Genomic DNA, 18887 nt, shown 5'->3' with positions numbered 1-18887 from the left:
TTCTAGTGCTGGGTCACAAAGACCCACTCAGGTCGCTGGATTCACCACAGCGGACGCGTCGGGCCACGGGCTTCCCACGGGCCGAACCACGACAGGAGCCGAATGCGCAAGCTGGTCTACTACATCGCCGTCACCCTCGACGGGTTCATCGCCGCGCCGGACGGCACCTACGACAGTTTCGTGATGGAAGGCGATCACCTCGAGGCGATCAAGACCGAATTGCCCGAGACGTTGCCGGTTCACGTACGGGCCGCATTCGGCCTGGACGCTCCGCCCGCTCGATTCGACACCCTCGTCATGGGCCGCGAGACGTTGCAACCAGCGCTCGACGTCGGGATCGCCAGCCCCTATCCCCACCTGCGCCAATACGTTCTCTCTCGCACCCTCGCCCCGTCGGACGACCCGACTCTCACCGTGGTGAACGAGGACCCGATCGGACTTGTCAGAAGCCTCAAAGCCGAGGAGTCCGAGCTCGACATCTGGATCTGCGGCGGCGGAAATCTGGCCGGTCAACTGCTGCCCGAGATCGACGAACTGTTTCTCAAGGTCAACCCCGTGGTGTTCGGCCGCGGCATCGGCCTGTTCTCGTCCGGCATCGGCCCCGATCCGTTCCCCGCCCAGCTGTTCGAGCACCTCGAATCACGCCAGTTCGACAGCGGGGTGAGATTCACCCGGTTCATCCGACCGGAACCTGGCCGAGAATGACGTATAAAGACTGAATGCCTGCCGCGACGGAGCCAGACCGTGAGCTGCCGAATCGGGAGCTGCCGACCACCCCGCGCGGACTGCGAACCCGATCCTCGCTCGTGGCGGCCGCGCGTCGAGTCTTCGAGGACAGCGGCTACCTCGACTCCCGCCTGATCGACATCACCCGCACCGCTCGATGCTCCGCCGGCACCTTCTACACCTACTTCACCAGCAAGGAAGAGATCCTGGCCGCAGTGCTCGAGCAGGCCAGGGACGACATGCTGCATCCCGGTACCGAGCGAGTGGACCCGCACGACGATCCGGTTGCCGTCGTGGCCGCAAGCAACCGCGCGTATTTCGAGGCCTACCAGCGCAACGCGAAGCTGATGGCACTGCTCGAGCAGGTCTCGAACATCGATCCCGAGTTCCGACGTCTCCGACGCGAACGCGCCGATGCCTTCGTCAGACGCAACGCCCGAAGCATCGAGAGCCTGCAGAGCCGGGGCCTGGCCGACCCCGAACTCGATCCTGTGCTCGCCTCCCGCGCTCTGTCGTCGATGATCAGCAGGCTTGCGTTCAATCACTTCGTCGTCGACGCCGCGGACGACCGCGCACCTGCGGAGTACGAGAGCCTGCTCGCGACGGCTACGAGGCTGTGGGTCAATGCGCTGCGACTGCCGAATACGAGCGAAAAGGGCGGGTGAGGGAGACCGCACTCGGCGACTGGACGAGCAGTTTCAGCCGTCGGCTCGGGTTGTACCCGCCGGTAATGTACTCGCCGGTAGCAAACTTGTTCCTCGAATCGCGAATTACGCCTCCCGCCAACGCTACTCGCGAGTACATTGACGGGGCGTGCAGATGCTCGCAATCCATCTCGAACGAAAGAGCCTGCCACAGAATAGGATTCGATACTTGGTGATCAATCACACTCACGCCGAACGCCGTTGGCGATGCACAGGGCTTCTTTGCCGTTAGAATGAGCCGATCGGGGTGCCACATGATGAGCAAGAAATCGACATGCCCGGCACCGATCCACGTTCCATCGAGTGCACCGAGGCGGTGCGCCCACACCGAGCGAAGAGAGATACGTTGTTCAAGCGGATTGCAGTAGTCAACCGAGGCGAGGCGGCTGTACGCCTGATCCGAGCCGTCCGAGAGCTCAACGCCGAACACGATTACGGCATCCGCACCGTAGCGCTGCACACCGAGGCGGAGAAGCGGGCGATGTTCGTCCGCCAGGCCGACGAAGCGGTCACGCTGCGTAAGCCTGCCACCGGATCGGCGTACCTGGACTACGACGTCCTCGAAGCCGCGCTGGTGGAGTCCGGTGCCGACGCGGTGTGGGTCGGCTGGGGCTTCGTCGCCGAGGACCCGACGTTCGCGGACCTCGTCGTTCGCCTGAACATCACCTTCATCGGCCCGTCGGCCGACGCGATGCGTCTGCTCGGCGACAAGGTCGAGGCCAAGATCCTCGCCGAAAAGGTCGGCGTCCCCGTCGCACCGTGGTCCGGCGGACCCGTCGAGACCCGCGCGGACGCTCGTCGTCACGCAGCGGCGATCGGCTACCCGCTGATCATCAAGGCCCGCTCGGGCGGCGGCGGTCGCGGTATCCGCAAGGTCTTCCACGAGGACGAACTCGAACTCTCCCTCGAACGCACTCAGGGTGAGGCCGAGCGCTCGTTCGGTGACCCCGTCGTCTTCCTCGAACGTCTCGTCACCGATGCCCGCCACGTCGAGGTTCAGGTGATCGCCGACAGTCACGGCAACGTGTGGGCCCCGGGCGTGCGCGACTGCTCGATCCAGCGCCGCAACCAGAAGGTCATCGAGGAGTCCAGCTCACCGCTGCTGACCAAGGAGCAGGCCGATCAGCTGCGCACCGCCTCGGCCGAGCTCGTCAAGGCCGCCGGATACCAGGGCGCAGGCACCGTCGAATACCTGTACCAGCCCGAGCAGAAGATCTTCACGTTCCTCGAGGTCAACACCCGCCTTCAGGTCGAGCACCCCATCACCGAATACACCACGGGCATCGACCTGGTGAAGCTGCAGATCCTTGTTGCCGACGGCCAGGCGTTGCCCGGCGAGTGCCCCACCGAATTCGGCCACGCCGTCGAGGCCCGCCTCAACGCCGAGGACGCAGACAACGGCTTCGCTCCGGCTCCTGGCACCGTCGAGCTGCTCAAGTTCCCCCTCGGCACCGGCATCCGCGTCGACACCGGCATCGCGCAGGGCGACGTCATTCCTCCCGACTACGACTCGATGGTCGCCAAGGTCATCGCCTGGGGCCGGGACCGCAGCGAAGCGCTCGCGCGACTGCGCAACGCGCTGCGCGAGACCACCGTCGTCATCGACGGCGGTACCACCACCAAGTCGTTCCTGCTCAGCTTGCTCGACCGCGAGGAAGTCATTTCCGCCTCCGCCGATACCGGCTGGCTCGACCGCACCGAGGCCGGCTCCCAGGTGGGCCCGACGGCCGTGGCCGACATCGCGATCGTCGCCGCAGCGATCGACGCGTACGACGCCGAGGAAGGCCGCGAGCGCACCGCGTTCCTCAACTCCGCCCGCGGTGGCCGTCCGCGCGCCACCCATGCGATCGGCCGCACGGTCGAATTGAACTACCAGGGCCAGGCCTACAAGCTCGAGGTCGGCCAGACCGGCACCCACCGCTACAGCATCGACGGGGACGGCATCGGTGATCTGCAGGTCGACGTCGAACGCCTCGGCGTCTACGAGAGCCGTCTGGTCATCGGTGACCGTCGCTACCAGGTGGTCACCGTCGCCGGACCCGCGCACTTCCTCGTCGAGGTCGACGGCATCAGCCACCAGATCTCGCAGGACGAGGCCGGCCTGGTCCGCGCACCGGCACCCGCCGTCGTCGTGGCCGTGCCCGTTGCCGTCGGCGACGAGGTCGAGGCGGGACAGACACTCGTCGTCCTGGAGTCGATGAAGATGGAAACCGCCGTCCGGTCCCCGTACGCGGGCACCGTGCGCGAGGTACTGGCCTCGGTCAACGGACAGGTCGACGCCGGAGCCGCGCTGCTGCGCGTCGATCAGGCCGGTGAGCAGAAGGTCTCCGAGCAGGCACCACGCGTACAGTTCCGCGGTATCGACGACGCAGCGCAGCGTTCTCCGCAGCGTCGCGCCCTGGACCGACTCGACGAACTCGCCGCCCTCATCACCGGCTTCGACGTCAGCGGAGCCCGCGCACGAAACCTGTTGTCCACCTACGAAACTCTGCGCGCCGACGTGCCGCGCAACGATGCAGGGTTGGTCTCCGCCGAGCTGGATCTGCTCAACACGTTCGCCGATATCTGCGAGCTCTCCCGCAACCGGCCGACGATGGACGAGGAGAGCACCGACGAGCGCGTCCACTCCCCGCGCGAGCACTTCCACTCGTTCCTGCACTCGCTCGACGCAGACGTGCAGGGTCTCCCGGATTCGTTCCGCGCCAAGCTCACTCGCGCCCTGGCGCACTACGACGCTGCCATCGACGAAGGTCGTACGCCCGAGCTCGAAGAGGCCGTCTACCGCGTCTTCCTGGCTCTTCAGCGCATGGAGAACCAGGTTCCGGTCATCGCCGCCCTACTCGGCCACTGGCTCAGCGACTGCTCGGCGCAGCCCGAGGCGACTCCGGCCATGGCCGAGGTACTCGAGCGACTGATCGGTGCCACCCAGGCCCGCTACCCGGTGATCGGCGACGTCGCGCGCAACCTACGCTTTCGGTTGTTCGACGAGCCACAGATCCGCAGTGCACGCGAGAAGATCTACGACGGCGTCCGCGGCAGCCTGCAGTACCTCGCCGAGAACCCCGACGCGGCCGACTACTCGGCCCGGATCGCCGCGCTCGTCGCCACCCCGGAACCGCTCATCGAGCTACTGGCACAACGGATCACCGATCCCGGTGCTCTGCTCGAGGTGATCACCCGCCAGTACTACGAGATCCGCACTCTCGAAGACGTCAAGGCCTTCGACCGCGACGGCAAGCACTTCGTCACCGGCAACTTCGAGCTCTCGGGTGAACGGCTGCATCTGGTGTCCACCGCAACCGATTTCGACTCGCTTGCAGCGACTCTGGACTCGGTAGACGACATCGCCGGACCGGCACCGGAGAACCTGGCCGTGGACCTCTACGTGTCCTGGCCGGACGCGCCGACGGACGGCGACGCTCTCTCGGCCCAGCTTCAGGCCGTCCTTGCCGCGCACCCGAGCACCGGCCGGTGGCGTCGTGTCACCGTCACCGCCTTCGGTTCCGCCACCCGAAAGATGACCTACCGCCGCACCACGGTCGAGGGGTCCGAGCCGCTCGCCGAGGACACGATCATCCGGGACATGCACCCCCTGACCGGTCAGCGACTCGACCTGTGGCGCCTGAAGAACTTCGACGGAATTCGGTTGCCCGCCAGCGCCGGAACGTACCTGTTCCACCTGACGTCGAAGGACAATCCGTCCGACGAACGACTGGTCGCACTGGCCGAGATCCGCGGCATCACAACACAGTTGGATGACGCCGGCAACATCGTCGCGGTACCCGAGATCGAACGGACAGTCGCGGCCTGCCTCGACGGAATCCGGCGCGCTCAGGCCGGGCGCGGCAAGAAGCGGCTCGACGCCAACCGCGTCGTGCTCTACGTCTGGCCGGTACTGAACGTTCCCGCAGACCGGATCGCCACCATCGCCCGGCACATCGCGCCGCTGACGATCGGCGCTGGCCTCGAGGAGATCACGCTCATCGCACGTCTGGCCGAAACGCCGGGCGCGACGCCACGCGAGGTCGCACTGCGCCTGTCGTACCGCTCCGGTGCAGGCATCGTGGCCAAGGTGACCCCGCCGCCGACCGAGCCGATGCGTCCGCTCGACGAGTACACCCAGAAGGTGCAGCGCTCGCAGGCCCGCGGCACCGTCTACCCGTACGAGTTGATTCCGTTGCTCAGCAGCAACGGTGGAACGTTCACCGAGTACGACTTCGGCTCCGACGGCGTGCTCGCACCGGTCGACCGCCCCTACGGCCGCAACACTGCGGGCGTCATCGTCGGCGTCGCGACCACACCCACCGCCAAGTACCCCGAGGGCATCACCCGCGTCGCGCTGTTCGGTGACCCGACCAAGGCACTGGGCACCGTCGCCGAGGCCGAGTGCTCGCGGATCGTCGCGGCCATCGACCTCGCCGAGCAGCTCGGCGCACCCGTCGAATGGTTCGCATTGTCCTCCGGCGCAACGATTTCCATGGAATCGGGCACCGAGAACATGGACTGGGTCTCGCGTGGTCTGCGTCGCATCATCACCTTCACGCAGGCCGGCGGAGAGATCAACATCGTCGTCGCAGGCATCAACGTCGGCGCGCAGCCGTACTGGAACGCCGAAGCCACGATGCTCACCCACACCAAGGGCATCCTGGTGATGACTCCCGACAGTGCGATGGTGCTCACCGGTAAGCAGTCGCTCGACTACTCCGGTGGCGTCTCGGCCGAGGACAACTTCGGTATCGGTGGCTACGACCGCGTCATGGGCCCCAACGGCCAGGCGCAGTACTGGGCACCGAACCTGAGGGCTGCGTGCGACATCCTGTTCGCGCACTACGACCACGCGTATGCCGCACCGGGAGAACGCTTCCCGCGCCGCGCGGCCACCGCAGACCCGACCGAGCGCGACGTGCGCACCTACCCGCACGTGCACCCGTCCAGCGACTTCACCACCGTCGGCGACATCTTCTCCTCGGTCACCAACCCGGACCGCAAGAAGCCGTTCGACATTCGCACCGTCATGCGCGCCGTGGTGGACCAGGATCATTCGGTACTCGAGCGGTGGGCCGACATGGCCGACGCCGACACCTCCGTGGTGTTCGACGCCCACCTCGCCGGGATCCCGGTGTCCGTCATCGGCATCGAATCACGGGCCATCCCCCGCAAGGGCTGGTTCCCGTCCGACGGCCCCGATCAGTGGACCTCGGGAACCCTGTTCCCGAACTCGTCGAAGAAGACCGCACGCGCCATCAACGCCGCCAGCGGAAGCCGGCCGATCGTGGTGCTGGCCAACCTCTCCGGCTTCGACGGATCACCGGAATCGCTGCGCAACATCCAGCTCGAATACGGTGCCGAGATCGGCCGCGCCATCGTGAACTTCGACGGACCGGTCGTGTTCTGTGTCGTCTCGCGCTACCACGGCGGCGCGTTCGTGGTGTTCTCCGGAGCACTCAACGACAACATGGAGGTCCTCGCAGTGGAGGGCTCCTTCGCCTCCGTGCTCGGTGGTGCCCCCGCAGCAGCAGTGGTGTTCACCCGCGACGTCAACGCCCGCACCGCAGCGGATCCGACCGTCAAGGAACTCGAGACTGCGCTGAACACCGCCGAGGACGACGCCACCCGCTCGGCCCTGCGCGTAGAGCTGGCCACCGTGCGAGCGAACGCCCGCAACGCCAAACTCGGTGAAGTGGCAGCCGAATTCGAGGCCATCCACAACATTCAGCGTGCGCAGAACGTCGGATCGGTGCACCACATCGTCCCCGCCGCCGAACTGCGCCCGCAGCTGGTCGCAGCCATCGAACGCGGAATGGCGCGGTCGCTGGCGAAGTAAGGCTCAGGCTCCACGCAAACGCGCGCGCGTTTGCTGGATGCGAGCGGAATGGTTACCTATTCCGCGAGCGTCTGGCGAATGCGCGCGCGTTTGTCGGTTCAGGGTTCAGCGAAGGGGCATGCGCTACCAGGGGGTCACGTTTGTGGCGACGATACCGGTGCATTGACCGGTGAAGATGGTCAGTCCGCAGGCCTCCCAGAACTGAGGAATCGTTTCGATCAAGTCCACCAGACCGCTCGAGCTACCGGTGCTCGCACTTCCGGTATCGGCCACCGCGACTGCCGGCGACGCGATGGCGATGACTGCGGCTCCCAACACAACAGCAATACGACGCTTCACGCTGTTCTCCTCTTCTCTTCGTCGGACATGGTTCGCTCGACACGCTAACCTCGCGTCCCCATTGTCACAATCGTCCGAACGAACGATTCGAGCCCATCAGGCGTCGAGTTCCCGGGCACTGACGAAGCTCTGGGGCTCACCGGTGAGCGGGTCCGTGAAATTCAGCGCCCGAGCGAGAAGTTGCAACGGCCGGGTGAAGTCGTCCGCCGGGACAGAGGTGAACTCCGGATAGTACGGGTCGTTCACGATGGGAATACCCAACGAGGACAGGTGGATCCGCAGCTGGTGGGTCTTGCCGGTCTTGGGGAAGAGTCGATAGCGGGAACGATCGCCGATCGTGTCGATCAGTTCGATCCGGGTCTCACTGTTCGGCTCCCCCGGCTCCTCGTACGCCGTCATGACCCCGTGTTCCTTGAGGATTCGGCTACGCACGACGCGCGGAAACTCCAGCGCGGCATCGAATCCCGCGACGGCCTCGTACTCCTTGGTGACGTTGCGCGAGGAGAAGAGTTCCTGATACGGCCGTCGGGCATGCTTGGTCTTGGTGAAGAGCAACACTCCGGCGGTGGCGCGATCGAGTCGGTGCGCGGGCGTCAGGTCGGGGCAATCGAACTGCCTGCGCAGCCGCACTGTCGCGGTTTGGGTGACGTGCCGACCACGCGGGATAGTGGCGAGGAAGTGCGGCTTGTCGACCACCAACAGGTCGTCGTCCTCGTGCAGGATGCCGATCTCGAAGGGGACCGGAATCTCCTGCGCTGGAACGCGATAGAAGTACACCTGACTGCCGGCTCGGTACCGCGTGGCGTCGGAGATGGGCCTGCTCTTCTCGTCCACCACTTCGGCGTCGTGCATGGCCCGTCGCCAGTCGTCATCGGGCAGCTCACGTTCGAGGTACTCCACGATGGTGGTGGCCGAATCACCATGCGGCAACAGCAGTCTCAGCGGAGCGAGACCGTCCCGGAAGGGCAGCATTCTCTATGCGCAGTCTCGACAGATCAACCGCAGACCACGTCCGGCGTCGCCGTCGAAGTCCTGGTACCGCGACGTCGGATTACCGCAGGCACTGCAGCGACCGATGACGGCGGTGTGATCCGAGAAGTTCTGCGCCATCCGCTTGTCGAAGACGAACAGCGAACCCTCCCACAGCGCGTCGTCACCGAAAGTCTCTGCGTACCGGACGATTCCGCCGTCGAGCTGATACACCTCTTCGAACCCACGGGCCACCATCAAAGACGAGAGCACCTCGCACCGCACTCCCCCGGTGCAGTACGTGACCACCGGGGACTGCTTCAGGTGGTCGTAGGCACCGGAATCGAGTTGGGAGACGAAGTCCCTGGTCGTCTCGACGTCGGGCACCACTGCGTTCTTGAACTTGCCGATCTGCGCTTCGAAGGCGTTGCGGCCATCGAAGAACACGACGTCGTCGCCGCGGGAATCGACGAGCTCGTGCACCTGCTGCGGGCTCAGATGAGTCCCACCGCCGACAACACCGTCGGCATCGACCTTCAACTCGCCGGGCGCACCGAACGTGACGATCTCGTCGCGCACCCGCACACTCAGGCGCGGGAAATCGTTGCCGAGTCCATCGGACCACTTGATGTCGGCCGACTTGAACGCCGGATAGCTGCGGGTGCCGCGGACGTACCTCTTGACGTCGTCGACGTCACCGCCGACTGTCGCGTTGATGCCGTGCTCGGAGATCAGGATGCGTCCGGTCAGGTTGCTGGACGCGGCCAGCGTCTGTTGCCACAGCCGGATCGCGTCGGGATCGGGCAGCGGAGTGAACACGTAGAACAGGACGATTTTCGGTACAGCCACGCCGACCAGTATGGCGCGTTGTCAGGCAGGTGGTGCCGCCGCCCGGACGCGCTGGGTGCCGGAGTCCACGGTGAAGCCCGCTCCCCAATACACGCCGGTCTGCGGATTCTCCTTGGCGGTGAGGAACCAGTGGTCCATCCGAGCCGCCGTCTTGGTGACCTCGAAGACGCCGAAACCGTGACTGTCGAGGTCGACGAACTTGACGTGCTGGTTGAGCGCCTTGAATGCCTCCTCGGCGACCCGGCCCAGTGTGTGCGGCGGAGTACGCGTCAGGTCGTCGATGTTGGCCGAGCTCACCGAGGTGACGACCAGCTCGGTGGCGGCAGGTTCGGTGGTGGCGTACTGGGCCGCATCGAGGGGTACCTCGCAGGCCCAGGCCGAGTGGATGTCGCCGGTGATGAACACCGTGTTGTCGACGCCTGCGTCCACGATGGCGCCGAGGAGCTTGCGTCGATCGGCGGTGTAGCCGTCCCACGGGTCGGCGTTGTACGGCAGACCGCCCTCCGGGATCCCGAGCAGCGACGTGACCGCCCTGGCGGCATCGCGATCGAGCGGCGGGATGAGAGTGGGCGTGATCATCACCGGGTTGCCGACGATCTTCCACTGCGTCGGCGACGAGACGATGCCGTCGGTGAGCCACTGCATTTGCTCCGCGCCGGTGATGGTCCGGTTGGGCGAATCCACCTCGGGCCCGTTGAACGGCAGCACCTGCTGCGAGCGGTAGGTGCGCAGATCCAGCATCGAGAGCTCGAGGAGGTTTCCGAACCGCAGCCTGCGATAGAGGTGACGGTTGGTCGCGGTGCCAGCCGCTCGTACCGGCATCCACTCGTAGTACGCCTGCTCGGAATGGGCCTTGCGGGTGGACCAATCGCCCTCGGTGCCCGGAGTGTGGTTCTGCGCGCCGGTGTCGTAGGCATCGTTGGCGGATTCGTGGTCGTCCCACGTGCAGATCCACGGCACACCGACGTGCGCGGCCTGCAGATCGGGATCGGACTTGTACTGGCCGTGACGCTGCCGGTAGTCGGCGAGCGTGACGATCTCGTGGGTGGGCGAATGCTGGCGAATCACCCCGTCGCGGCCCGGGAATCCGCCCGTCTCGTACTCGTAGATGTAGTCACCGAGATGGACGATCGCGTCGAGATCGCCGCGCGCGGCCAGATGCCGGTACGCGCCGAAGTAGCCCGACTCCCAGTTGGAGCACGAGACGACTCCGAAACGCATCGCGTCGATGTCGGCGTCATTGGCCGGTGCGGTGTGCGTGGTTCCGACGGCCGATGCCGCGTCGCTCGTCCGGAAATCGTAGAAGTACGTGGTGTCTGCGCTGAGGCCGTCGACGTCGACTTTGACTGTGTGGTCGGTGTCGGGGCCGGTTGCGACGGTTCCGGAGGAGACGACGTCGCCCATGTCTGCACTGCGGGAAATCCGCCACGTCACCGACACCTGCGGGCCGACGCCGGAGCCCGGGGTGGCGTCGGGCGTGGGGGTGAGCCGAGTCCAGAGGACGATCGCGTCGGGCAACGGATCTCCCGATGCCACCCCGTGCAGAAAGCCGCGGTCGCTGCCCTGAGCGAATGCGGTCGCCGGCAGTGTCGTGGCCACTCCGACCACCGCGACGGCCACCGACGACGAGCGAAGAAACGTCCTTCTGGAAAGCGCAGACTCAGCGTGCATCGGGTCAGTCCATGCGATGGATGGTCGGTGGTCAAGTAAGGCGCGCCTGGGTCGGCCGCAGTGTTCACCAGCCGGCCATGCGCCGGACGCTGGTTTGCCTTCGTCGCTGCGGGAGAACACTCCGAGAATGGACGCTCTGTGGTTGTTCGGTGATCAGCTCGGCCCGCACTTTCACTCGGTGGACGAGCACGCCGACCGAGATGTGCTGATGATCGAGTCCCGACGCGTGTTCCGGCGTCGGCGATACCACCGGCAGAAGCTCCATCTCGTGTTGTCGGGGATGCGTCATCTGGCCGACGAGCTGGGTGATCGCGCCACCTACCTGCAGACCGAGACGTATCGCGAAGGGTTGGCCGAGTACGGCAAACCCGTGGTGGTGTTCGAGCCGACGTCACACGCGGCGGAGAAGTTCGTCGCCGCGCTGCACGAGGAGGGACTGGTCTCGAAGATTCTGCCGACGCCGATGTTCGCGCTTCCCCGCGCCGAGTTCGCCGAGTGGGCGGCCGAGCGTGGGACCTTCCGCATGGAGACGTTCTACCGCGAGCAACGCAAGAAGTTCGATGTGTTGATGGACGGTGCCGACCCGGTCTCGGGTAAATGGAACCTCGATGCCGAGAACCAGTCGCCACCACCGAAGGGACGCTTGACCCTGGGTGTGGAAGAACCGTGGTGGCCGACCGAGGATGCCATCGACGACGCGGTTCGTGCAGATCTCGACTCGTGGGACCTCGATACCGTCGGAGTCGACGGGCCTCGCGTGTTCGCAGTGACCGCGGCCGAGGCGTCGGAGGCGTTGTCGCACTTCATCAATTACCGCTTGGACGATTTCGGTAAGTACGAGGACGCGGTGATGGCCGACGACTGGACGATGTCGCACTCACTGCTCTCGGTCCCGCTCAATCTCGGCCTGCTGCAACCGTTGGACGTGGCACACGCAGCCGAGGACGCCCACCGAGACGGCACCCCGCTGGCGAGCGTGGAGGGTTTTGTTCGGCAGATCCTCGGCTGGCGCGAATACGTGTGGCACCTGTACTGGCATCTGGGGCCGGAGTACCTCGAGCGCAACAAGCTCGAAGCCCATGAGCCCCTTCCGAGTTGGCTGACGGAGTTGGACGGCGACGCCGTGGTGGCGAAATGCCTGTCCAGCACCGTCGACGGCGTGCGCGACCGCGGCTGGGTGCACCACATTCCCCGACTGATGATCCTGGGAAACTTTGCGCTGCAACATGCGTGGGACCCACGAGCGTTGACCGACTGGTTCGCAACAGCTTTCGTCGACGGGTTCGCCTGGGTGATGCCGGTGAACGTGATCGGCATGAGCCAACACGCGGACGGCGGGGTGATCGCCACCAAGCCCTACGCCTCGGGCGGGGCGTACCTGAACCGTATGACCGACTACTGCAAGCCGTGCGAGTTCAACCCGAAAAAGCGACTGGGCGACGACGCCTGCCCCTTCACCGCCGGCTACTGGGCATTCGTCCACCGGCACCGCGAGATGTTGGCGCTCAATCACCGCACGGCGAGGCAGGTGTCGTCGATGAACCGATTGAGCGACCTCGAGCAGGTGCTGGAACAGGAACGGCAACGCGAGGTGTATTGACGCGTTTCGGCAAAGTTGAGCACGGCCGGACCCTGTCGAGTGGTCTCTGTTGGTATCGACTGCTCAACGCGCACCACTTTCACCGAGTCGCTGCCATGGGAGCCGGCCGTATTCCACGGTTCCTGCCTCAGCCGAACGCTTGAATCAGCCCACCGCAGACAAAGGACCCCCGAATCCTCGAATAGGGCAGCCGAATTGGTACATCAATGGTGGGCAGATTCGGCGTCGCCGCGGACGACAACACCGAGCTGAACTTCGAGAGCGTTGCGCTCTGTACGGAACCGTCACCGCGGAGTCACTGTGTCGCGGAATGGCCGTCTCGTTGCGATCTCCAGGTGCGACGGACGTCTACCATGACACACCGACAGGTTCTGTATATCGAATAGTTAAGCAGTGCAACAGTTTTCGATTCAAGCATGCTTGCCAGTCGAACGCACGTTCGATACACTTCTCTTCATGACCACGGAAATCTGGCAACTGAGCGAGAGCGAACTCCTCGCCGACGCTGCCGCGGTCTCCCATGAGATTCAGTTGTTGGAGGCCCGGCGGATCGCCCTCGTCGCCGAGATCGACACCCGCGTCTCCCGTGAGAAACTCGGCTTCCCCGGACCCGCAGGGTGGCTGACCTCCACCACCCTGCTCTCGCCGTCCAAGGCCACCAAAATCGTCGCCCTCGCCCGCGGCATGAAGAACTTCCCCGATATCGCCGACGCCGTGAATACCGGCGTCATGTCCGTCGATCACGCCGCGCTGATCCTCACCTTCGCCGAAACCCCACCGAAGGACCTCCCGGAAGAGGGTCGCGTCATGGCCCGCACCGCGATGATCGCCGCCGCGACCGGGCCCGAAGCGCGTACCGGCCGGATCCGGGCAGCGATCACCAAGCTCGAGGACGAGTTCGGCGGCAAGACCCCACCACCGGAGAACACCGACCGCAACGAACTGTTCGCGTCGACAACCTTGAACGGACGTCTGGTGGCGAAGATGGATGTCGACGCTGTCACCGGGGAGAAACTCCTCACCGCCCTCTCACCCCTGACCGAACCGCAACCCGCCGCCGACGGCACCCCAGACGACCGCAGCCCCGCCAAACGGCGCGCCGACGCCTTCGGACACATCCTCGACCAGTACCTCGCCTCGAGCAGCCGGCCCATCGAAGGCGGCGAACGCCCCCACCTGAACCTGCACATCAACCTGCGCGACCTCACCGACCTCCGCGACAGCGCCGACACCGCCGACGACATCGAAGATGACATCGCCGACGACGAAACTGCACGCGCAGCAACCGAATCCGACACTGTCGATCCGGTCGACATCAACACCGGCAACCCCATCGACACCGACGCAGCAACCGAGCCGGACCCCGAAAACGGCAGCGGCAGTGGCAGTGGCAGTGGCAGTGGCAGTGGCAGTGGCAGTGGCAGTGGCAGTGGCAGTGAAGATGACCGCGGTGAAGCGGATCGCGGGGCGTATCGTGACCTGTTCGGCGACGGCACGTCGGTCGGATGGCTCCCCTGGATGGGACCACTCTCCCGCAACACTTCCCGCCAGTTGGCGTGTGATTGTGTCCTCACCGCCATCGTCATGGACGAACAGGGCAACCCGCTCAACCTCGCCCGCACCGCCCGCACCGTCTCCGCCAAACAACGCAAAGCCCTCACCGCCCGCGATCACGGCTGCGCGTTCCCCGGCTGCGGAAAACCCGCCGCCTGGACCGAAGGACATCACATCTGGCACTGGGCCGACGGCGGCCCCACCGACATGAACAACCTCGTCCTGCTCTGCGGATTCCACCACCGACTCATGCACCACAGTGACTGGGAAGTGTTCATCGGCAACGACAACCATCCCTGGTTCGTACCACCGGCCACCGTCGACCCGTATCGACAACCCCGACAATCCCACGCCCGAGCAGGCCCCCACATCGCATAAGCCCCAGGAAAGACTCCAGCCCCACACCGAGAACACGGTGCGGGGCTGGAAGAGGTTGTTGAGCTTGATGTTTCGATCAGACGCTCAGCGGATTACACGACCCGCATGAGCCGATTCTGTTCGTCTCTGCTCCGATCGACCGACCGGTGACCTAGTTCGCGTCCACCTTCGCGGCAGCCTCGTCGATCATCGGCACGTATCGCTCGAGTGCCCACGGCACCGTCAGCGGATTGATGATGGACGACCCGGTGACGAACGACTGATCCGTCGGCGCAACGACCGAACCGCGGGACACAGCCGGAATCTGCTGATAAGCAGGCTGATTTTCGGTGTCGGTGCGGTTCTGCGGATCCGAGTAGAAGGTGAAGATCAAGTCCGAGTCGTTCAGCAGATTCGCATTCTCCAAACCGATGACCGCCGAGTCGGTGCCCTCGGTCTCGTCGAGAGTGTTCACCACCGGATCGACCTGCAGCCCGAGGCCGCGGACCATCGCGACGCGCTGCTCGTCGGCGAGGAACACGCCCAGCGTCCCGGGACCGGTGTTGTAGATATACGAAAAGCTCACGTCCGCATACTCGGGGTGCTGGGCGGCGGCGTCGGCGAAGCGGCTCTCGATCTTGTCGATCTCCTCCGCAGCCTTCTCCTCCTCACCCATGGCCTTGCCGATCACAGTGATCTGGTCTTCCCAGGTCGTTGTCCACGGCTGCTCCTCGTACGCAACCACCGGGGCAAAGGCACTGAGCTTGTCGAACTGATCCTGCGTGACGCCCGACCACGGTGCCAGGATCAGATCCGGCTCGAGAGCAGCAACAGCTTCGATGTTGAGTTCGGTTCCACCGGTGAATTGTTCTGGAAGTTCGGTACCCAACTCGGTGACTGCGCCGTGAACCCACGGCAGATATCCCGATTCGTCGGCACCCCACGAGTATTCCTCGACGCCGACCGGGACCGTCCCCAGCGCGATCGCCGTCTCGGCCGACCCCTGGCCGAGCGTCACGATGCGCTCAGGCTTTTCGGTGATGACCGCCTGCCCCAGGGCCGAATCGATGGTGACGGTGGCAAAGTCGCCGCCCCCGGCCTGTTCGGGCTCAGCCGTGTCGGCAGACGAACATCCACCGACCACCAGGGCCGACACAGCGAGCGCGGACAGCAGGGACGCACGGCGAGTGAAGCGTTCACCGGCCGTTGGAGCAGAGAACATGGATACCTCTCGACGGACTAGCGGGTTAAAAGTAAGTCAAGGCTAACCTACAAGAGTGTCTCGAATGCACTGCACAGCGGGCGTTCGCTACGGTGGGAGCCATGAGCCTTCCTCGTCCCGCACTCGATCGGACAGCCGTCGTAACCGGAGCGTCCTCGGGAATCGGAGCCGCGATCGCCCGTGTGCTCGCATCCCGCGGCCATGGCGTCACCCTCGTCGCCCGGCGTGCCGACAAGCTCGACGAGTTGGCACAGGAGATCCGAGCACGGGGAGTTCGAGCCGAGGTGCTCGCTGCAGACCTCTCCGACCGCACCGCGCGCGCCGAACTGCTCGGCCGCATTGCCGATCTCGGCCTGATCCCGGACATCCTGATCAACAACGCCGGACTCTCCACCCTCGGACCGGTCGCAGAATCGGATCCGGACTCCGAGATGAACATGATCGAGGTCGACGTGGTCGCCGTCGCGGACCTCTGCACCCGCTTCCTCCCCGGCATGGTCGAGCGACGACGCGGCGCACTGCTCAACGTCGCCTCGACCGCCGCGTTCCAGCCCTTGCCCGGGCAGGCCGGCTACGGCGCATGCAAGGCGTTCGTGCTCTCCTACACCCAGTCTCTGACCGGTGAACTACGCGGAACCGGAGTGACCGCCACCGCACTGTGCCCGGGACCGGTGCATACCGGATTCGGTGAGGCCGCCGGCTTCGCGAAAGACGATGCAGAGAAGGCACTTCCGTCGATCATGTGGGTGTCGGCAGAAACAGTGGCCAAGACTGCCGTCGACGACATGGCCAAGGGACGCATGGTGTCGATCCCCGGGCCCGCCAACCGGATCGGATCGATCTTCGCCCAGATCACCCCGCGAACCCTGTTGGTGCCCATGCTCACTCGTATCCATCCCGGACTGAAGAACGGTGCATCGTCGTGAAGCGCGAACTCGTGGTCTCCGACAGCATCGTCGTGAACGCAGACGCCGACACCCTCTACGCTGCGATCAGCGACCCCACCAAGATGGGGCAGTGGAGCCCCGAGAACACCGGTGCCACCGTGCACGAACCTCGCGAGAGTGCCTACGTGGGAATGGTGTTCGACGGAACCAACAAACGCGGCCCGGCTACGTGGGTCACCCGCTGCACCGTGACGGCCGCGGACCCGGGCAAGACCTTCGAGTTCCGTGTCCACGCGATCGGCAAGAGCGCTCCGAAAATCAAGGGCGCGAACGCAACCTGGCGATACGACTTCGAGCCGGTCGCGGGTGGCACGAAAGTAACCGAGACCTGGACCGACGACCGAACGAAATGGCCCGACGCCGTCGCGCTCGTGTTCGACAAGATCGTCACGAGCGGCAAGACGTTCCCGCAGTTCCAGCGTCGAAACATTCGTAAGACGCTGGAGAACCTGCAGAAGCGTTACGCCTGACGGCTAGGCCTGCCGGGTGTACAGGCCGAGAACGTACGAGGCCTGCCCGGCATGCTGGAGATCGTCCGAGATGACGGACACCAGCCGCGCACCCAGTGTGACCGGCGGATCCCAGTTCTCGTCGACGATCCGGTCCAGATCGTCGGTCGAGATACTGCTCAGGTAAGCAACGGTTTTCGAGTGCACAGCGTCGTGGTAGTCACGCAGCAAATCGGCGCTCGAGGTGACCTGAGCGACGTCGGAGGCCGATTGGCCGTACCCGATGTCGGACTTGTCGAACGGAAGTCCGAAGCTCTCGAACCACGAGTCCGACGTCCAGACCTGTTCGCTCCCGGCCACACCGGCGATGTGGTCGTCCTGTACCCGGGTCAGGTGCCACAGCAACCAGGCGGTGCTGTTGGCGTCGGCATCGGGTCGATACGTCAACGCGGCGGCGGGGATGTCGTCCAACACCGAGTGGACCAGCTCCTTGATCCGGCCGAAGGCGTCGGTGAGCAGGTCGTTGTGGTTCATTGAATACGCCTCTTTCGTCGAGAACTGATAACCGACCCTGCATACCCCGATTGCCTCGCAGGGAACATCGCGGCCCTCCAGGCGCGTTGCACCGAATATGACTTCTCCAGCAATTGTGTACACCCGCACCGGCGATTCGTCCGTCCTCGAACTGAAGGAACGCGAGGTGACCGAGCCCGCCGCAGGCGAAGTCCGCGTCCGCATCGTGGTCTCGGGCGTCAATCCAACGGACTGGAAGAACAGAACCGGCTCCGGACCGGGTGAGAAGCTGGCATTCGACGAGGTGGTACCGAACCAGGATGGTGCCGGATTGATCGACGCCGTCGGCCCCGACGTCGACGGCGTCTCCGTCGGAGATCGCGTCTGGGTGTACCTGGCCCAGCATCAGCGTCCGACCGGAACGGCACAATCTTTTGCAATCCTGCCCGCCTCTCGGGTGGTTCCTCTGCCCGACGGCGTCGGATTCGACGTGGGCGCAAGCCTCGGCGTGCCCGCAATGACGGCGCACCGTGCGTTGACCGTCTCCGAGGACGGACCCACCCGGCTGCACCCGGGCGCGCTGGACGGTAAGTCGGTACTCGTCGCAGGTGGTGCCGGTGCCGTCGGCCATGCAGCGATCCAACTAGCCCGCTGGGCTGGTGCGACGGTGGTGACGACGGTCAGCGGACCGGAGAAGGGCGCACTGGCCACCGCCGCGGGCGCGCACCACGTCGTGAACTACAAGACCGGCGACGCCGCAGCAGAGATCCGCGAGTTGGTTCCCGCCGGAATCGATCTGATCGTCGAGGTTGCTCCCGCACAGAACGCCGCACTCAACGCTGCCGTGGGAGCGAACCGCGCATCGATCGCGGTGTACGCCAACAACGGCGGAGACACCGTCACCCTCGACGTTCGGCCGAACATGGTGCTCAACACCCGATACCAGTTCGTGCTGCTCTACACCGTGGGCGACGAGGCTCTGCGTAACGCCGAGGCGGACGTCAGCGCGGCAGCAGCCGCGGGTGTGCTCGAGGTGGGTGAGGCCACCGGCCTACCGCTGCACCGCTACTCGTTGAGCGACACCGCAGCAGCACACGACGCCGTCGAGAACGGAACCGTCGGCAAGGTGTTGATCGACGTCTCCAGCGATCAGTAAGCCGGAC

14 protein-coding genes are annotated in these 18887 nt (G+C 65.2%); 8 read left to right on the top strand and 6 right to left on the bottom strand.

From position 1 onward, the window contains the following. Nucleotides 1–102: 102 nt before the first annotated feature. The 3 genes from AABD04_RS06970 (at nt 103) to AABD04_RS06960 (ending at nt 7254) form a co-directional block, all read left to right on the top strand. Nucleotides 103–705: a dihydrofolate reductase family protein gene (locus AABD04_RS06970; RefSeq protein WP_335742063.1), complete on the top strand. Its 603-nt coding sequence runs from the start codon at nt 103–105 to the stop codon at nt 703–705. Nucleotides 706–719: 14 nt separating this feature from the next. Next, on the top strand, nt 720–1391 hold the full coding sequence (locus tag AABD04_RS06965) for a TetR/AcrR family transcriptional regulator (protein ID WP_341440641.1): 672 nt from the start codon (nt 720–722) through the stop codon (nt 1389–1391). Nucleotides 1392–1776: 385 nt separating this feature from the next. Beyond that, nucleotides 1777–7254, top strand: a complete 5478-nt coding sequence (locus AABD04_RS06960) for an ATP-binding protein (protein WP_341442980.1) — start codon at nt 1777–1779, stop codon at nt 7252–7254. 123 nt (nt 7255–7377) lie between these two features. Here the strand turns inward: AABD04_RS06960 and AABD04_RS06955 are convergent, their stop codons facing one another. The 4 genes from AABD04_RS06955 to AABD04_RS06940 form a co-directional block, all read right to left on the bottom strand. After that, nucleotides 7378–7593: a hypothetical protein gene (locus AABD04_RS06955; RefSeq protein ID WP_335742061.1), complete on the bottom strand. Its 216-nt coding sequence runs from the start codon at nt 7591–7593 to the stop codon at nt 7378–7380. A 96-nt stretch (nt 7594–7689) separates the two neighbouring features. Next, on the bottom strand, nt 7690–8565 hold the full coding sequence (locus AABD04_RS06950; RefSeq protein ID WP_341440640.1) for a pseudouridine synthase: 876 nt from the start codon (nt 8563–8565) through the stop codon (nt 7690–7692). 3 nt (nt 8566–8568) lie between these two features. Beyond that, nucleotides 8569–9411: an oxygen-dependent tRNA uridine(34) hydroxylase TrhO gene (trhO, locus tag AABD04_RS06945; RefSeq protein WP_341440639.1), complete on the bottom strand. Its 843-nt coding sequence runs from the start codon at nt 9409–9411 to the stop codon at nt 8569–8571. Between the two features lie 21 nt (nt 9412–9432). Beyond that, on the bottom strand, nt 9433–11082 hold the full coding sequence (locus tag AABD04_RS06940; protein ID WP_341440638.1) for an alkaline phosphatase D family protein: 1650 nt from the start codon (nt 11080–11082) through the stop codon (nt 9433–9435). A gap of 127 nt (nt 11083–11209) precedes the next feature. Between AABD04_RS06940 and AABD04_RS06935 the strand changes: the two genes are divergently transcribed. Continuing rightward, nucleotides 11210–12682: a cryptochrome/photolyase family protein gene (locus AABD04_RS06935; protein WP_341440637.1), complete on the top strand. Its 1473-nt coding sequence runs from the start codon at nt 11210–11212 to the stop codon at nt 12680–12682. Nucleotides 12683–13138: 456 nt separating this feature from the next. After that, entirely contained in the window at nt 13139–14614 is a 1476-nt protein-coding gene (locus AABD04_RS06930; protein ID WP_341440636.1) for an HNH endonuclease signature motif containing protein, read from the top strand. Nucleotides 14615–14765: 151 nt separating this feature from the next. Here the strand turns inward: AABD04_RS06930 and AABD04_RS06925 are convergent, their stop codons facing one another. Beyond that, a complete protein-coding gene (locus tag AABD04_RS06925) occupies nt 14766–15815 on the bottom strand; it encodes an iron-siderophore ABC transporter substrate-binding protein (RefSeq protein ID WP_341440635.1) in 1050 nt (349 codons plus the stop codon). Nucleotides 15816–15916: 101 nt separating this feature from the next. Between AABD04_RS06925 and AABD04_RS06920 the strand changes: the two genes are divergently transcribed. Both AABD04_RS06920 and AABD04_RS06915 read left to right on the top strand, forming a co-directional pair. Next, on the top strand, nt 15917–16741 hold the full coding sequence (locus AABD04_RS06920; protein ID WP_341440634.1) for an SDR family NAD(P)-dependent oxidoreductase: 825 nt from the start codon (nt 15917–15919) through the stop codon (nt 16739–16741). Beyond that, nucleotides 16738–17232, top strand: coding sequence for an SRPBCC family protein (locus tag AABD04_RS06915; protein ID WP_341440633.1), 495 nt, complete (start codon nt 16738–16740; stop codon nt 17230–17232). Before AABD04_RS06920 ends, AABD04_RS06915 begins: the two co-directional genes overlap by 4 nt. Before the next feature lie 3 nt (nt 17233–17235). On the opposite strand, the gene AABD04_RS06910 is transcribed toward AABD04_RS06915, so the two are convergent. Further along, on the bottom strand, nt 17236–17745 hold the full coding sequence (locus tag AABD04_RS06910) for a mycothiol transferase (RefSeq protein WP_341440632.1): 510 nt from the start codon (nt 17743–17745) through the stop codon (nt 17236–17238). Nucleotides 17746–17842: 97 nt separating this feature from the next. Here AABD04_RS06910 and AABD04_RS06905 point away from each other — a divergent pair, with 97 nt between their 5' ends. Beyond that, nucleotides 17843–18880, top strand: coding sequence for an NADPH:quinone reductase (locus tag AABD04_RS06905; RefSeq protein WP_341440631.1), 1038 nt, complete (start codon nt 17843–17845; stop codon nt 18878–18880). Nucleotides 18881–18887 lie beyond the last annotated feature (7 nt).

Origin of the sequence: Rhodococcoides navarretei, assembly GCF_038069675.1 — a bacterium.
Classification (GTDB): Bacteria; Actinomycetota; Actinomycetes; order Mycobacteriales; family Mycobacteriaceae; genus Rhodococcoides; species Rhodococcoides navarretei.
This window is presented reverse-complemented; position numbering and strand designations above follow the sequence as displayed.

What these genes read in the sequence shown, in the direction of transcription:
- AABD04_RS06920 (WP_341440634.1), top strand. Translation starts at nt 15,917, where the DNA reads ATGAGCCTTCCTCGTCCCGCACTCGATCGGACAGCCGTCGTAACCGGA.
- AABD04_RS06930 (WP_341440636.1), top strand. Translation starts at nt 13,139, where the DNA reads ATGACCACGGAAATCTGGCAACTGAGCGAGAGCGAACTCCTCGCCGAC.
- AABD04_RS06965 (WP_341440641.1), top strand. Translation starts at nt 720, where the DNA reads ATGCCTGCCGCGACGGAGCCAGACCGTGAGCTGCCGAATCGGGAGCTG.
- AABD04_RS06970 (WP_335742063.1), top strand. Translation starts at nt 103, where the DNA reads ATGCGCAAGCTGGTCTACTACATCGCCGTCACCCTCGACGGGTTCATC.
- AABD04_RS06905 (WP_341440631.1), top strand. Translation starts at nt 17,843, where the DNA reads ATGACTTCTCCAGCAATTGTGTACACCCGCACCGGCGATTCGTCCGTC.
- AABD04_RS06910 (WP_341440632.1), bottom strand. Translation starts at nt 17,745, where the DNA reads ATGAACCACAACGACCTGCTCACCGACGCCTTCGGCCGGATCAAGGAG.
- AABD04_RS06940 (WP_341440638.1), bottom strand. Translation starts at nt 11,082, where the DNA reads ATGCACGCTGAGTCTGCGCTTTCCAGAAGGACGTTTCTTCGCTCGTCG.
- AABD04_RS06925 (WP_341440635.1), bottom strand. Translation starts at nt 15,815, where the DNA reads ATGTTCTCTGCTCCAACGGCCGGTGAACGCTTCACTCGCCGTGCGTCC.
- AABD04_RS06950 (WP_341440640.1), bottom strand. Translation starts at nt 8,565, where the DNA reads ATGCTGCCCTTCCGGGACGGTCTCGCTCCGCTGAGACTGCTGTTGCCG.
- AABD04_RS06935 (WP_341440637.1), top strand. Translation starts at nt 11,210, where the DNA reads ATGGACGCTCTGTGGTTGTTCGGTGATCAGCTCGGCCCGCACTTTCAC.